Source organism: Bradyrhizobium sp. AZCC 1693, assembly GCF_036924745.1.
In the GTDB taxonomy this organism is placed as follows: Bacteria; Pseudomonadota; Alphaproteobacteria; order Rhizobiales; family Xanthobacteraceae; genus Bradyrhizobium.
Genome location: NZ_JAZHSD010000001.1, coordinates 80,081 through 94,190 on the forward strand (window position 1 = coordinate 80,081; position 14,110 = coordinate 94,190).

General features: G+C 64.3%; 13 protein-coding genes and 1 tRNA gene. 8 read left to right on the forward strand and 6 right to left on the reverse strand.

The features are described from left to right. Positions 1-147 precede the first annotated feature (147 nt). On the reverse strand, positions 148-1,278 hold the full coding sequence (locus tag V1293_RS00415) for a M20/M25/M40 family metallo-hydrolase (protein ID WP_334505728.1): 1,131 nt from the start codon (positions 1,276-1,278) through the stop codon (positions 148-150). 407 nt (positions 1,279-1,685) lie between these two features. On the opposite strand from V1293_RS00415, the gene V1293_RS00420 reads away from it, so the two are divergent. The 4 genes from V1293_RS00420 (at position 1,686) to V1293_RS00435 (ending at position 6,814) form a co-directional block, all read left to right on the forward strand. Next, positions 1,686-3,266: an ABC transporter substrate-binding protein gene (locus V1293_RS00420; protein WP_334505730.1), complete on the forward strand. Its 1,581-nt coding sequence runs from the start codon at positions 1,686-1,688 to the stop codon at positions 3,264-3,266. A gap of 65 nt (positions 3,267-3,331) precedes the next feature. Further along, the gene (locus tag V1293_RS00425; protein WP_334516567.1) at positions 3,332-4,273 is read left to right on the forward strand and encodes an ABC transporter permease; all 942 of its coding nucleotides are present in this window, start codon (positions 3,332-3,334) and stop codon (positions 4,271-4,273) included. Continuing rightward, on the forward strand, positions 4,273-5,196 hold the full coding sequence (locus tag V1293_RS00430) for an ABC transporter permease (protein WP_334505732.1): 924 nt from the start codon (positions 4,273-4,275) through the stop codon (positions 5,194-5,196). The genes V1293_RS00425 and V1293_RS00430 overlap by 1 nt, the downstream gene beginning before the upstream one ends. A gap of 1 nt (position 5,197) precedes the next feature. Beyond that, positions 5,198-6,814, forward strand: a complete 1,617-nt coding sequence (locus V1293_RS00435; protein ID WP_334505734.1) for an ABC transporter ATP-binding protein — start codon at positions 5,198-5,200, stop codon at positions 6,812-6,814. Positions 6,815-7,151: 337 nt separating this feature from the next. Here V1293_RS00435 and V1293_RS00440 read toward each other — a convergent pair whose 3' ends face one another. After that, positions 7,152-8,009 (reverse strand): alpha/beta fold hydrolase, encoded by an 858-nt coding sequence (locus V1293_RS00440; RefSeq protein ID WP_334505736.1) that lies wholly within the window; start codon positions 8,007-8,009, stop codon positions 7,152-7,154. A gap of 124 nt (positions 8,010-8,133) precedes the next feature. Between V1293_RS00440 and V1293_RS00445 the strand changes: the two genes are divergently transcribed. Next, a complete protein-coding gene (locus V1293_RS00445) occupies positions 8,134-8,901 on the forward strand; it encodes a lysophospholipid acyltransferase family protein (protein WP_334505738.1) in 768 nt (255 codons plus the stop codon). Here the strand turns inward: V1293_RS00445 and V1293_RS00450 are convergent. Together V1293_RS00450 and V1293_RS00455 are read right to left on the reverse strand one after the other, a co-directional pair. Continuing rightward, positions 8,898-9,479 carry a TMEM175 family protein gene (locus V1293_RS00450; protein WP_334505740.1) on the reverse strand — a complete coding sequence of 194 codons (582 nt, stop codon included), beginning with the start codon at positions 9,477-9,479 and terminating at the stop codon, positions 8,898-8,900. The genes V1293_RS00445 and V1293_RS00450 overlap by 4 nt on opposite strands. Before the next feature lie 204 nt (positions 9,480-9,683). Next, positions 9,684-9,770, reverse strand: a tRNA-Leu gene (locus tag V1293_RS00455). Positions 9,771-9,944: 174 nt separating this feature from the next. On the opposite strand from V1293_RS00455, the gene V1293_RS00460 reads away from it, so the two are divergent. Next, complete coding sequence (locus tag V1293_RS00460) at positions 9,945-10,388, forward strand: twin-arginine translocation pathway signal (protein WP_334505742.1); 444 nt, start codon at positions 9,945-9,947, stop codon at positions 10,386-10,388. Between the two features lie 33 nt (positions 10,389-10,421). Here V1293_RS00460 and V1293_RS00465 read toward each other — a convergent pair whose 3' ends face one another. After that, the gene (locus tag V1293_RS00465; RefSeq protein WP_334505744.1) at positions 10,422-11,624 is read right to left on the reverse strand and encodes an FAD-dependent monooxygenase; all 1,203 of its coding nucleotides are present in this window, start codon (positions 11,622-11,624) and stop codon (positions 10,422-10,424) included. Between the two features lie 7 nt (positions 11,625-11,631). Continuing rightward, complete coding sequence (locus V1293_RS00470) at positions 11,632-11,877, reverse strand: zinc-finger domain-containing protein (protein ID WP_334361042.1); 246 nt, start codon at positions 11,875-11,877, stop codon at positions 11,632-11,634. A 249-nt stretch (positions 11,878-12,126) separates the two neighbouring features. Here V1293_RS00470 and V1293_RS00475 point away from each other — a divergent pair, with 249 nt between their 5' ends. Beyond that, positions 12,127-13,287 carry a hypothetical protein gene (locus V1293_RS00475; RefSeq protein ID WP_334505745.1) on the forward strand — a complete coding sequence of 387 codons (1,161 nt, stop codon included), beginning with the start codon at positions 12,127-12,129 and terminating at the stop codon, positions 13,285-13,287. 53 nt (positions 13,288-13,340) lie between these two features. Further along, positions 13,341-14,093 (forward strand): alpha/beta fold hydrolase, encoded by a 753-nt coding sequence (locus tag V1293_RS00480; protein ID WP_334516569.1) that lies wholly within the window; start codon positions 13,341-13,343, stop codon positions 14,091-14,093. Positions 14,094-14,110: the final 17 nt, after the last annotated feature.

Here is a 14,110-nt window from a genome sequence, read left to right on the forward strand (position 1 = left end):
GCGACGAAACAATCCATGCCTCAGCAAGCGGCAGCATGGATTGCCTCGCTTCGCTCGCAATGACGGGGAGAGAGCGTCGTTACTTCGTTGCCACGGTAATCGGGCGAAAGCCGGCGAAATCGCTGCCGCAGGCGGGCAGCGCATGTCTCACGTCAGCGTCGCCAGCAAGCCCGCCATCAAACGGCCACGCTCGGCGAGGCTGTCGACCTCGATATGTTCGTTAAGAGTATGAGCGTCGGCGCCGCGAACACCCAAGCCATCAAGGGTCGGGATGCCCATCGCGCCCGTAAAATTACCGTCGGAGCCGCCACCGGCGCTGCCATGCGGGAGCTCGACGCCCAGGCTCAGGGCCACGTTGCGGGCCTGTTCGTAGAGCGCCATCGTGCCGGCATCGGGTTCCCACACCGGCCGGGTCACACCACGGGTGACCTTGAACGTGACATCATTGCTGCTGCCGGAAAGCGCGAGCATCCGTTCGACGCCGCGATCGAGGTCGGCCTGTCGTTTGGCCATGCTGAGCGCCTCGCCGGCGCAGGTGGTGGCAACGCAATTGACCCATTGGCCGCCATGCACGACACCGACCGAGAAGGTGCAATCTTCAGTCGTCATGCCGTCGATAGTGATAATCTGGCGTGCCATCTCGCGGATAGCGGAACGGCCGGCGGAGAGCGTGGCGCCGGCATGGCTCGGCTTGCCGACGGCTTCGAGATTGAAGCGGGCAATCGCATATCGCCCGGTGACCACGCCGTTGTTCGGGCGGCCCGGCTCCGGCACCAGCACAAATTTGTTGCGGGCGGCTTCGGCCTCGATGATGTCGCGGGTCGATGGCGTGCCGACCTCTTCGTCCGGCGTGAACAGCACGGTGATCGGCAGCGGCGTCGTGAGCGCGGCGCGGGCCAGTTGCCGGATGGCTTCGAGGGCGAGGTAGTTGCCACCCTTCATGTCGAAGATGCCCGGGCCGTAGCATTTGTTGCCTTCGCGCCGCCACGCCAGCTTTTCCAGCGTGCCGACGGGATGGACGGTATCGAGATGACCCGCGATCAGGATTCCAGGCTCGCCTTGCTTCGGGTGAGGGAAGCGCGCGCGGACGCAGCCGGCAAAACCCTGCCGTCCGGCGATGCGTTCGATGGTCGCACCCATGATGGCCATTTCGCGCGACGCAAGATCGAGCATGCGATCGACCGCATGCGCATCCCAGGTCGGGCTTTCGCATTCGACCCAGGCCCGCAAACCCTGCAGCATGGTCTCGGAATCGAAGGGAAGGTTGGCAGGATTCATGATGGGTCCTCCCGGTTGGGCCGGAATGTTTGGGGTTCGGTGTGGACCCTTTACGAGAAAGATCGGCGGCGACTTTGTAAAGGGAAAACATGGCGCGTTCGGACCTTCCCGGTGCGAGGTCGGGGCAACGGTATTTCTGGCATCATTCTTGATTGTAGATTTTTGAGAAGGCGCGTTGGCGGAGCTGAACCGGGACTGCAATCCATCCGGCGGCAGGCGCAAGCCGGCCGCGAAAGGACCTGTCCGGAGGGCTGTCCTGATTTCTGCCTGAGCGCCGGCGTCACCAGTGTCGTCTGGTCAAAAGGGTGTTGTGAAGCTGAATATCGACCCTATAGTCCGGTGAGAAACCGGGCAGGGCGCCTGAAGAAGAAGCATTCGGGCGTTGAAACGACAACGGAGGTGAAGGAATGAACGTGTTCAGAAAAGCAATTCTTGCTGCGACTTGTGTCGGCAGCCTCGTGGCCGTGGCAGCACCTGCGCTTGCCGAGACCACGTTGCGCGCCGTCATGCACTCGGATCTGAAGATCCTGGATCCGATCTGGACCACGGCCTACATCGTCCGCAACCACGGCTACATGATCTACGACACGCTGCTCGCTCAGGATGAAAAGGGCGAGATCAAGCCGCAGATGGTGGAGAAGTACGAAGCCGCGGCTGATGGTAAGGGCTACACCTTCACGCTGCGCGACGGATTGCTATGGCATGACGGGCAACCGGTAACGTCGGAAGACTGCATCGCCTCGATCAAGCGCTGGGCCGCGAAGGACTCCCTCGGCCAGAAGATGATGACGTTCGTCGACTCGATGACTGCTGTCGATGCCAAGACTTTCACCATCAAGCTCAAGGAACCGACAGGTCTCGTGCTGCTGGGCCTCTCGAAGCCCTCGTCGAACGTGCCGTTCATGATGCCCAAGCGCGTCGCCGAAACCGACCCCAACAAGCAGATCGAGGATTTCACGGGATCCGGCCCCTTCGTCTTCAAGAAGGACGAATGGAGGCCGGGCGACAAGACCGTCTACGTCAAGTTCGACAAGTACAAGCCGCGCAGTGAGCCGGCGTCCGGCATGGCCGGCGGTAAGGTCGTCAAGGTCGACCGCGTCGAGTGGCGCGCGATCTCCGACGCGCAGCAGGCCGTCAACGCGCTGTCCAAGGGCGAAATCGATCTGGTCGAGCAGCCGAGCCACGATTTGCTGGGAACGCTGAAGAAGGACCCCAATGTCTCGGTCATCATTTCGCCGCCGCTGAAGGCGCAATACGTCTTCCGCCCCAACCATCTCCACAAGCCGTTCGACAATCCGAAGATTCGCCAGGCGCTCTGGTACGCCTTCAATCAGGAAGACTTCCTGATGGCGACCATCGGTGATGAGGCATACATCAAGGAGTGCAAGGCGCTGTTCATCTGCGGCACGCCGTTTGCGTCGACCAAGGGGATGGACGGGCTTCTCACCTCCAACGCCAAGAAGGCGCAGGAGCTGTTGAAGGAAGCCGGCTACGACGGCACCCCTGTGGTGCTGATGCACTCCACCGATCTGAAGGTGCTGACCAACCTTGCGCCGGTGGCAAAATCCCTGATGGAGAAGGCGGGCTTCAAGGTCGACATGCAATCGATGGATTGGCAAACGTTGGTCGCACGCCGCGCCAAGAAAGATGCTCCCGACGCCGGCGGCTGGAATGCATTCCTGACCGCGTGGGTCGCCGCCGACGTGATGAACCCGGTCTCGACCGCCTATCTGAACGCGTCCTGCGAAAAGGCGCTGTTCGGCTGGCCGTGCGATGCCCAACTCGAAAAGCTGCGCGACGATTTTGCGCGCGAGGCGGATCCGGCCAAGCAGAAGGCGATCGCCGAGGCCGTGCAGTTGCGCACCATCGAGGTGACGCCCGAGATCCCGGTCGGCGAATATGTGACGCCGGTCGCGATGCGCAAGAACGTCAAGGGCTTCCTCATCGCGCCGGTGCCGGTGTTCTGGAACATCGAAGTCACCAAGTGAGTTGAGCGGCGCGGGCTGGGACTTTTCTCCGCCCGCGCTGTTCCAGGGTCGAGTTGATCATGTCCATGTATGGCTATCTCCTGCGGCGGCTGCTCGGCACTATTCCCGTGCTGCTGGTCGTTGCGGTCTTTATCTTCCTGATGCTCCGCCTGACGCCGTCGGACCCGGCGGCGATCATCGCCGGCGACAATGCCAATGCCGAACAGGTGGCGCAGATCCGCAGCCAACTCGGCCTCGACAAGCCGATGATGCAGCAGTTCGTCATCTGGTCGGGCAGGGTGCTGACGGGCGATTTCGGCGAAAGCTTCTTCTTCAAGAAGACGGTTGCCGCGCTGATCGGCGAGCGGATCGAACCGACGCTATCGCTGGCGTTCTTCACGATGCTGATCGCCGTGTGCCTGGCGGTGCCGCTCGGCGTGATGGCGGCGCACTGGCACGGGAGCTGGCTTGATCGGCTTGTCATGGGTTTCTCGGTGCTCGGATTTTCGGTGCCGGTATTCGTGGTCGGTTATCTCCTGATCTATGTGTTTTCGATCTGGCTGAACTGGCTGCCGGTTCAGGGCTATCAGCGCCTTTCCGAAGGCGTCGGCGGCTGGGCCCTGCGGCTGCTGCTGCCCTCGGTGACGCTGTCGGTGATCTATGTGGCGCTGATTGCGCGCATGACCCGCACCAGCGTGCTCGAGGTGCTCTCGGAAGACTACATCCGCACCGCACGCGCCAAGGGACAGTCCGAGCGAAAGGTGCTGTTCCGCCATGCGCTGCGCAATGCGGCCGTGCCCATCGTCACGGTGATCGGCCTCGGCGTGGCCCTGTTGATCGGCGGCGTCGTCGTGACCGAAAGCGTGTTCACGATCCCCGGCCTTGGCCGGCTGACGGTCGACGCGGTGCTGGCGCGCGACTATCCGACGATCCAGGCCGTGATTCTGCTGTTCTCGTTCGTCTACGTCATGATCAATCTGACGGTTGATATGATCTACACCGTGCTCGATCCCAGGATCCGTTACTGATGGCCGACACGACGATCCTCGAACCCGTTCTGCCGGCCAGCCCGGGCAAGCCGGCTGCATATCGCAAATTGCTGCGCAACCCGAGCGTGGTGTTCGGCGCCACGATCATCGCGATTGTCCTGCTGATGGGGCTGCTGGCGCCCTGGCTTGGCACCATCGACCCGACGGCGATCAATCCGGTGGCGCGCAACAAGGTTCCCGGCGCGGAAATTTCGATGCGCACCGATACCGGCGAGCGCATTCGCATGATGGCCGCCTTCGGCACCGACGGGCTCGGGCGCGACGTCTACAGCCGCGTCGTCTATGGCGCGCGCGTTTCGCTGCTGGTCGGTGTTTCCGTTGCGCTGATCAGCGTCGCCGCCGGCCTGTTCATCGGGCTATTGGCCGGCTTCTTCCGCATTCTGGATGCCGTGATCATGCGGATCATGGACGGGTTGATGGCTATTCCCGCGATCCTGCTGGCGATTGCCATGGTGTCGCTGTTCCGCTCCAGCGTGCTGACCGTCATCATCGCCATCACTGTCCCCCAGATTCCCGGCGTCGTTCGGCTGGTGCGCTCGATCGTGCTCAGCGTGCGCGAGGAACCCTATGTCGAGGCCGCGGTCACGCTCGGTACATCTGTCCCGAAATTGCTGTGGCGGCATGTGCTGCCCAACACCATCGCGCCCATGATCGTGCAGGGCACCTTCATCTGCGCCTCGGCCATTCTCATCGAGGCCATCCTGTCGTTCCTCGGCATCGGCGTGCCGCCGGAGGTGCCGACCTGGGGCAACATCATGGCCGAGGGCCGGCAGGTCTTCAGCCTGTATCCGCACAACATCATCTATCCCGGCGTGTGCCTGGCCCTGACGATCCTTGCCGTCAACGTTCTCGGCGACGGCTTGCGCGATACGCTCGATCCCAAGATGGCAAAGCGGGTGTGATGTGAGCAACACCGTCCTCGACGTCTCGGATCTTAGCGTCGCCATCAACGGAGGCGACAGGACGCATGCGGTGCAGGGTATCAACCTGACCGTGGGTGCCGACGAGATCGTCTGCGTGGTAGGCGAATCCGGCTCCGGCAAATCGGTGACGGCGCAGGCCGTCATGGGCCTGCTGCCGAAAGGCGCGATGCGGGTCGAGAGCGGTTCGATACGGTTGCAGGGCGATCAACTCCTCACCAAATCCGACACGGAGTTGCGCGCGATCCGCGGCACCCGCATGGCCATGGTGTTCCAGGAGCCGATGACCGCGCTCAATCCGGTCGAGCGGGTCGGCGACCAGATCCGCGAAGTGCTGGAGATCCACACCAGCCTCGACCAGAAGGAGCAGCGCGCGCGCGTGCTCGAGATCATGCGCGCGGTGCATCTGCCCGATCCCGAACAGATGATCGACGCCTATCCGCATCAGCTTTCCGGCGGCCAGCGCCAGCGGATCATGATCGCGGCGGCGCTGGTGCTCGATCCCGCGCTGCTGATCGCCGACGAGCCGACCACCGCGCTCGACGTCACCACGCAGGCGCAGATCCTCAAGCTCGTGCGGGAAATGCAGGGCCGCAAGAAAACCGGAGTGCTGTTCATCACCCATGATTTCGGCGTCGTTTCCGAGATCGCCGACCGTGTCGTAGTGATGCAGATGGGCCGGATCGTGGAGCAGGGCCCCTGCGAGGAGGTGCTGCGGAATCCACGCGAGGATTATACCCGGATGCTATTGGGCGCGGTGCCGAGCATGACGCCGCCGAAGCGGTCGCCGGTAACCGGTCCGGTGGTTCTTGAGACCGAGAATCTTTTCAAGACCTATGGCAAGCGCTCGCTGTTCCAGCCGAAGGCGCGCGTGGTTGCCGCGGTCAAGGACGTCTCGCTGACGATCCGGCGCGGCGAAACGTTGGGCATTGTCGGCGAGTCCGGGTCCGGCAAGTCGACGGTGGCACGCTGCGTCGCGCGGCTGGTCGATACGTCAGCCGGCGGCATCAAGATCGACGGCGTCGATATCGCGGCGATGCGGGAAGCAAAATTCCGCCCAATGCGCCGGCGCATCCAGTTCATCTTCCAGGACCCGTATCGATCGCTCAATCCGCGCCGTACGGTCGGCGAGGCGATCATCGAGGGACCGATGAATTTTGGCCTCAGCCGCAAGGAGGCGCTGCAGCGTGCGCGCGACCTGATGGCGGTCGTGCATCTGCCGCCGGCCGCGATCGATCGTTTCCCGCATCAGTTCTCCGGCGGCCAGCGCCAGCGGATCTGCATCGCGCGGGCGCTGGCGATGGAGCCTGAGTTGCTGATCGGCGACGAGCCGGTATCGGCGCTCGACGTCTCCGTGCAGGATCAGGTGCTGAAGCTCCTGGACGAAGTGCGCCGCAAGTTCAATCTGGCGGTGCTGTTCATCACCCATGATTTGAGAGTGGCCGCGCAAGTCTGCGACCGCATCGCGGTCATGCAGCGCGGCGTGATTGTCGAGCAGGGCGTCACGGCAGACGTTTTTGCCGCGCCCCAGCACGAATACACCAAGGCACTGTTCGACGCCGCCCCCGGCCGGCATCAGGAATTTGCTGCCAGCGCGTAATTGCATCGCGCAAATCCCGTCATTGCCTGCGACAAACGCAAAGCGTTTGCGCAAGGGAGCGACAGCGACGAAGCAATTCATGTCTCCGCATGCGGCGCTATGGCTTGCTTCGCTTCGCTCGCAATGACGTGATCGTCAGCAGTGGCTGTCGCGCACCAGTTCCGGGCCATCGTTCGCCAGCGGCGGGGGGATTTGCGGTTGCTGCGGCTGGGAGGGCCGCCGATCCGGGGGCGATTTGCGCCCGGTTGCAGCAGGCTTGTCCGAGGATTGTTCGCTGGCCATGTCGTCATACTCCTTTTTTGTGCATGACAACATTTTTGCGGGCTTCGCGTTCCTCTCACACCGGATGCGCCGCCAGATGTTCCAGCAGCAGTTCGCACACCCGCTCCGGCGCCTGATCCGCCGCAAAATGGCCGACGCCCGGAAGCACCTCGAAACGATAGGGTGCGGCGATGAAATCGACCGTGCCTTCGGCGGCAGTGCGGCCGACGGTGTCGTCGGCGTCGCCCCAGATATAAAGCGTCGGCACGCGGATCGGGCCGAGCGGCCCGCGGATCGCGCCGCGGGCGCGATACCAGGCGAGCGCCGCTTCCATCGCATCCTTGTTGCCGAGCACGGCCAGATGCCTCTCGACCGCCTCAGTAGGAACGCCGTTGGCGGTGAGGCGATCGCGCAGCCATCTGGCGTTGTCAGCCAGCACGACATCGGCGGCATCGGGTTCCAGAAACGCCTTGTGGTGCTTTGAGCGCTGCGCCTGCTCGCCGTCGGCCATCAGCGCGCGATTGAACGCGTTCGGATGCGGCCGCGAGAGAATGGTGAGCGAGGCGAGTCGCTCGTGGTGGCGGTCGGCGATGCCCGAGGCGATGCTGCCGCCCCAGTCGTGGCCGACGAGATGAAAGCGCGCCTCGCCATAGCCCGCGGCCGCCACGACCGCCATCGCGTCGTCCATCAGGCGGTCGATCAAATAGTGCGAAAACTCGCGCGGATCGGGCCGGGCGCCGGGCGAATAGCCGCGCTGGCTCGGCGCAATGGCGCGATAGCCCATGTCGCCGAGGGCGGTGACCTGTGCGCGCCAGCAATGCATCGATTCCGCAAAGCCGTGCAGCAGCAGGACGAGCGGCGCCCCGGGCGTGCCGGCGGTTATGGCATCGAAGACCAGATGCGGCGCGATGGCGATTTGTTCTGAGGCCGGCATGCGGCGATCCTGGATGGGCAATCGGGCCGATCCATGGTGGGCCATATTTCAGCGGGGTGGGCGGAATTGTGCAACCCGGGAAAAGTGCTGTATTGGAAGCCGCAGAGGCCCGAGGGACGGACGTTTGCATTATCTGAGGTCGATCATATTCGATACCGCCGTGGTGATCCTGACGGTCGTCGTTTCGCTATCGGTGCCGTTCATGGCGCTGTTCAAAGCGAGCAGCGCGACGGTGCGCGCGGTCTCCCAGGTCTGGGCCAACGGCATCATGTTGCTGATGAAGTACGTGGTGGGGCTGGATTATCGCGTCGAGGGGCGCGAGCACGTTCCCGACGGAGCCTGCATCATCGCCTGCAATCATCAATCGCTGTGGGAGACGGCGGCGCTCTGCGTGATCTTCCCGGATGCCAGCATCGTCGCCAAGAAGGAGTTGAGGAAGCTGCCGCTCGTCGGCTGGTTTCTCGAGCGCTATCCGATGATCCTGGTTGACCGCTCGGCAGGCCGCCAGGCGCTACGGCAGATGGTCGATGAAGCGAGGCGCGCGGTCGGCGAGGGGCGCAAGGTGCTGTTGTTTCCGCAAGGCACGCGGCAGGCTATCGACCAGCCTGTCAAGTTCCAGTCGGCCGGCATTTCCGCTTTGTACACGAACCTCGACGTCCCGGTCGTGCCGGCGGCGTGCAATTCCGGCCTGTTCTGGGACAAGAAGACCCTGATGATGCATTCGGGGACCATCACCCTCTCTTTTCTCTCGCCGATCGCGCCGGGCCTGCCGCGCAAGGAGTTTCAGGAAAAGATGGAGCGGGCGATTGCCGAAGAGGCGAGCCGGTTGCTGACAGTGAGTGAGCCGAAGGTTTCGCGCAGGCCCGTGACGCGATCAGACCACGCCGCCTAGCCAGCACGACGTGCGGCGATCCAGCCCGCCAGCGGCGCCAGGAAAGCCAGGCACCAGACGAACTGCGCAATTCGCGGGGCTAGCAACGCCACGGCGGTCCCAAGGACGAACACGAACACCGGAAACAGCGCTGTCATCAGCAAACGCGGATCGCTGCGGTCCCTGAGCGCAAGAACCCATAGCGCCGCATTCAGCGCGGCGATGATGGTCAGGTGAAACCCGTAGAGAACAGCCAGCACGCCATCGAGCCGGTAGGCGCCGTAGAGTCCGTTCGTCACCGGCAGGATGATGATCGAGAGCAGAAAAAACAGATTGAGAAACACCACGCCTCGGTCGCCTTCCGGCGCAACCGCGAGCCGGCGGTGATGGCTGAACCAGAACATGCCGGCGACGATGAAGCTGATCATCAGTGCGATGACCGGTTGCGCATAAACGCGCATCAGGTCGTGCCAGTCGGGCGCCTGCGTGAAGCTGGAGGCTTTTGGCAAGTCATAGGCAAGCAGCGTCATGGCAACGCCGAATATGGTGTTGCTCAGCATCTCCAGCCGGCGCATTTCGAAAAGACCGATTTGCGGCATATGCCCCCGTACGTCACCAGTCCGTCTTCGCTTTCGCTTCGCTCAAGCTACGCCGGACACGCCTCGCCCTGGCGGTCTTCGCGTGGCTGCGCCACGCGTAGCCCGTCAGGGCGTGGCTTGCCAAGCCGTAGCTCGCGGATGCAAAGCCCGCCTTCGCCTGTCGGCTTCGGCGCGGCAGCCTTCACTCGCTTCGCGCGCGAAGGCTGGTGCGGGCGGTGGGACTCGAACCCACACGACGTTGCCATCGAGGGATTTTAAGTCCCTTGCGTCTACCAATTCCGCCACGTCCGCTTAGTCTCAGGGGATCAGATACTTAGCGCGTTTTCCGGAGAAGTGGAATTGGCATGTTCCCCGGCCGAACGCATCCTTTGCTTTAAGCGAGCACGTCTGCCAAAGCAAAGCCTCAATGCGGACACTTGTGCCTGTTTTAGGCAATCTCAACATTATCCGCTTAACGAAGGTCCGATGCCGATATCGCTGTTCCACTGCCGGTCATTCAAGGGCTGCCTTGCCGCGCTGGCGTTGGTTGCGCTCGGAGCCGGCCTGTCCGGCTGCGCCGGGATGAGCGACGCCATTTCCCCGGCCTTCGCCGACCCCGCCAAATACGATCTCTACGATTGCAAGCAACTCGAGCCCGAGCGCAAGAGCCTTGCCGCCCGCACCGCGGAATTGCAGGGGCTGATGACGAAGGCCGAAACCGGTGTCGCCGGTCCCGTGGTGGCGGAGATGGCCTATCGCAATGATTACATTGCGCTGCGCGGCCAGTCGAAGCTGGCCGATGAAGCCTGGCAGAAGAACAGGTGCCAGGAATCGAAACCGGAAGCCAGACCTGCGCCGGTCCCGCCATCGATCGCGCCGGCTCCCGCCGCCAAGGGCGGCCGTTCGAAGGTCAGCCGCACGGCAAATTAAGGAAGCGATATCCGGGCTACAGAATTCCCAGCTCTACACCCGCCAATCATAAATCCAGTCCTGCCGTGCCAGCATGCGCGCCGGGCCCATCGTCTTGATGGCGAGGTCGCGGGCCAGCGCCAGCGGTCCGGTGAGATGATAGATGCGTCCTTGCTGCCGTGCGGCGCGCTGCACCCGCAGCACGCGGCCGCGCCGCAGCCGGCCGTAGCGCTTCAGCGCCGCCGGGATGCCCGCGATATTGTCGCCCGGGCTTTCGCTTAAGGCTTTGGCGAGCACGGCGGCGTCTTCGATCGCCATCCCCGCCCCCTGTGCGGCAAACGGCAGCATTGCATGCGCGGCGTCGCCAAGCAGCGCGATCGCGCCGTCCGTCCATTCGCCGATGTCGGGCAGGGTGAACAACGCCCAGCGCCGCCAGCCGTCGACGGCGCCGATCAGCATCCGCGCGGTCGCGGGCCAGCGCTGCGAGGCGAACGCGCTCTTGAGTTCGTTGGGATCGCCGGGTGCGCTCCAGCCCGGCCTGTTCCAGGTTCCCGGCACGATCGCGACCACGTTGATCTGGCGCGCCGCCGAGATCGGGTAGGCCACCAGATGCGCGTCCGGTCCCATCCAGAGCTGAACCCGCGGCGCGGTATATTCGCGCGGCAGCGTCGTCGCATCGAGGGTTCCGCGCCAGGCAATCAGGCCGGAAAATTGCGGCTGCACCTCCGGGAATAAATGGTTCCGCACCGCCGACCAGATGCCGTCGGCGCCGATCAGCGCGACCGCCAGTTCCTGCTGCCGCGCATTGCCGCGGCGCTGGACCACGGTCAGCCCCTTGGCGTGCGAGGTCACGTCCTCGAACTGGCAACCGAGCCTGAGGTCGATGTCCGGATGGTCGTTGACCTCTGCCTGCAGTGCGCCCTGCAGATCGGCGCGGTGCATCACCCAATAGGGCGCGCCGGCGCGAAGGCTGGCGGCTTCGCCGAGCGGCAGGCGGGCGATCTCGCCGCCCGCCCGCGCGCTCATGATGTTGATGGCCTCGGGCGTCACGGCACGCGGCGCAAGCCGCGGCCGCAGGCCGAGGTCGACCAGGATTCGGCTGGCGTTGGGCGAAAGCTGCAGGCCGGCGCCGGCTTCCTCCAGCCGTTCGGCCTTCTCCAGAATGATGACGCGAAAGCCTTTCGCGGCGAGCGAAAGCGCTGCCGTCAGTCCCCCGATCCCGGCACCAGCAACGATGATGGTGCGCGCGGCAGCCACCGAAAGGTCAGGCGACCTTGTCCTTCAGGACGCATTCGGGCGGCCGGGCTTCGCCTGCGGCGAGGTCGGCGGCAAAGCGGAACAGCGTCGAGCAATAGGGGCAGATGATCTCGTTGTCGTTGCCGAGGTCGAGGAACACGTGCGGATGGTCGAACGGCGGGTTGGCGCCCACGCACATGAATTCCTGCGAGCCGATCTCGATTACCGAGACTCCGGCGTCGTTATGGAAATGCGGGACGACATGGTCGGACATCAGTTTCACCTTGGATAGCAACGACGGGCGCACGCAATCAACGCGAGGCGGCAGGTTCGAAATGCCGCGCACCATAGTGGGGGGTGCCGATGATTCCTAGAGCCGATTCGGGGCGTCCCCGCCGCACATTTGCTCATGCAAATTCGACACAATCTTGTCGTCGGAGAAAAGCCCTTCTTTCGTCGGGGCAGTTGTGTCTTAAAAGCGGCATACCATCTTGAGATAGACGAAAACATTAGGCTTTTTTGGATGAGGCGGTTGCGGCTCGGATCAGCACTGGCAGGGGCATTGGGGTGCATGGCGCTCAGCGTAGCGGTGTGCGCGGCGTTGTGGCCGCACGCCCGCGAGGCCACAGCCATTCTGGCGGCGCAGGACGACCCTGCGGCGCTGTCCGATATCCACATCAATTCCGCCCTGAGGAGCAATCAGGCGCTGGTCGCCGACAACATCGAGGCGGCGCTCGCGGCTGATGATTCCGATCTCGCCAACAGCTTCGTCGAACTCGCCCGCGACAAGGGCATTGCCGTCAGCGACGAACTGTCGAAGCGCGTCAGCGATGCCGTTACCGACGCGGGCTCGGCGTCGCATTTTGCCAAGCGCTTTGCCACCGGTCTGGTGACCGGTAACGTCGACGACGTCGCGAGCCTGTCGGGCACGGTGGCCGGTGATCTCTTCGTGTTCGGCGACATCAGGGACGTGGTGCGCGAGGGCAAGCACCTGGCGACGGGCGAGGAGGTGGACCGGCTGGTGCTGGGCCTCGCGACGGTAGGGCTCGTGGTGACCGCCGCGACCTACGTATCCCTCGGCGGCGTCGGCCCGGTGCGCGCCGGCCTTTCCATGGTCAAGGACGCCCGCAAGGTCGGGCGGCTGGGCGAGGGGCTGACGCAGTGGGCCGGCCGCTCGGCGCGCGAGGTCGTCGATGCGCCCGTCCTGCAGCAGGCGGTCGCGAAGGGCTCGGTGCTGCGGCCCGGCGAGACCGTCAGCGCGATCAAGGCGGCGTTCCGCGCCGAGAAGGCCGGCGCGCTGGTGCGGCTGGCGAAAGACGTCGGACGCGTTGGCGAAAAGGCCGGCACGCGCGGGGCGCTCGATACGCTGCGCATCGCGCAAGGGCCGAAGGACGTGGCGCGCGCGGCGCGGCTTGCCGAATCCAAGGGCGGCCAGACCCGCGCGATCCTGAAGGTGCTCGGCCGCGGCGCGCTGCTGCTGGCTGCCGGGACGTTCAATCTGACGATGTGGGTGTTCGGTGCGCTGTTGGCGCTGTTCGGATTTCTGTCGTCGATCAAGGCGGCCACCGAGCGTGCGACCGAAGCCTGGCTGCGTCGCAGCAAGGCGCGGCGGTTACGAAAGCAGGCGGCGGCAGCATGCTCGCCGTCTGGTCCGGCTCTGGCGGGCGCTGCCGCGCACGGCTAGACTTGCGGCCTTGCAAGATCGCCCATTCCGATCCCCAAAACATGGAACTGATGATGCCGAGTTTTCACCACGGCGCTGTCGAAATTGCCTATCTCGACGAAGGCGAGGGCGATCCGATCGTTCTCGTGCACGGCTTTGCTTCCAGCAAGAACGTCAACTGGATCTATCCGACATGGGTTTCCGATCTGAGGAAAGACGGCCGCCGCGTCATCGCGCTCGACAATCGCGGCCACGGCGATTCCGAAAAGCTCTACGATTCCGCTGATTACGAAATCGCGATCATGGCAAGCGACGTCATCGCGCTGTTGGATCATCTGGCAATCGAGCGCGCCGACATGATGGGTTATTCGCTGGGATCGCGAATGACGGCGATCCTGGCGCGCGAGCAGCCGCAGCGGCTGCGCTCGGCGATCCTCGGCGGCATCGGGATCGGGCTCATCGAGGGCGGCGGCCCCGGCGAGAACGTGGCCATCGCGCTGGAAGCGCCGTCGCTGGAGGACGTCACCGATCCGGTCGGGCGGACGTTTCGCGCGTTCGCCGACCAGACCCGCTCCGATCGCCGCGCGTTGGCCGCCTGCCTGCGCGGTTCGCGGCGGCTGATGACGTCGGAGGAAGCCGCCGGGATCGGCGTGCCGGTCCTGATCGCGGTCGGCACCAAGGACGAGATCGCTGGCTCAGCCGCGGCGCTCGGGAAAATCATTCCGGGCGCCGAGGTGCTCGACATTCCGAACCGCGATCATATGCGCGCCGTCGGCGACAAGGTCTACAAGACCGGCGTCACCGACTTCCTGTCGCGCCGGCAATGAGTGGTCGCGCGCTCCGG

Bases quoted from the DNA above. Each gene is read 5' to 3' on its own strand.
- V1293_RS00440 (WP_334505736.1), bottom strand. From the start codon at position 8,009: ATGCCGGCCTCAGAACAAATCGCCATCGCGCCGCATCTGGTCTTCGAT.
- V1293_RS00460 (WP_334505742.1), top strand. From the start codon at position 9,945: ATGCCGATATCGCTGTTCCACTGCCGGTCATTCAAGGGCTGCCTTGCC.
- V1293_RS00480 (WP_334516569.1), top strand. From the start codon at position 13,341: ATGCCGAGTTTTCACCACGGCGCTGTCGAAATTGCCTATCTCGACGAA.
- V1293_RS00430 (WP_334505732.1), top strand. From the start codon at position 4,273: ATGGCCGACACGACGATCCTCGAACCCGTTCTGCCGGCCAGCCCGGGC.
- V1293_RS00470 (WP_334361042.1), bottom strand. From the start codon at position 11,877: ATGTCCGACCATGTCGTCCCGCATTTCCATAACGACGCCGGAGTCTCG.
- V1293_RS00450 (WP_334505740.1), bottom strand. From the start codon at position 9,479: ATGCCGCAAATCGGTCTTTTCGAAATGCGCCGGCTGGAGATGCTGAGC.
- V1293_RS00420 (WP_334505730.1), top strand. From the start codon at position 1,686: ATGAACGTGTTCAGAAAAGCAATTCTTGCTGCGACTTGTGTCGGCAGC.
- V1293_RS00425 (WP_334516567.1), top strand. From the start codon at position 3,332: ATGTATGGCTATCTCCTGCGGCGGCTGCTCGGCACTATTCCCGTGCTG.
- V1293_RS00475 (WP_334505745.1), top strand. From the start codon at position 12,127: ATGAGGCGGTTGCGGCTCGGATCAGCACTGGCAGGGGCATTGGGGTGC.
- V1293_RS00415 (WP_334505728.1), bottom strand. From the start codon at position 1,278: ATGAATCCTGCCAACCTTCCCTTCGATTCCGAGACCATGCTGCAGGGT.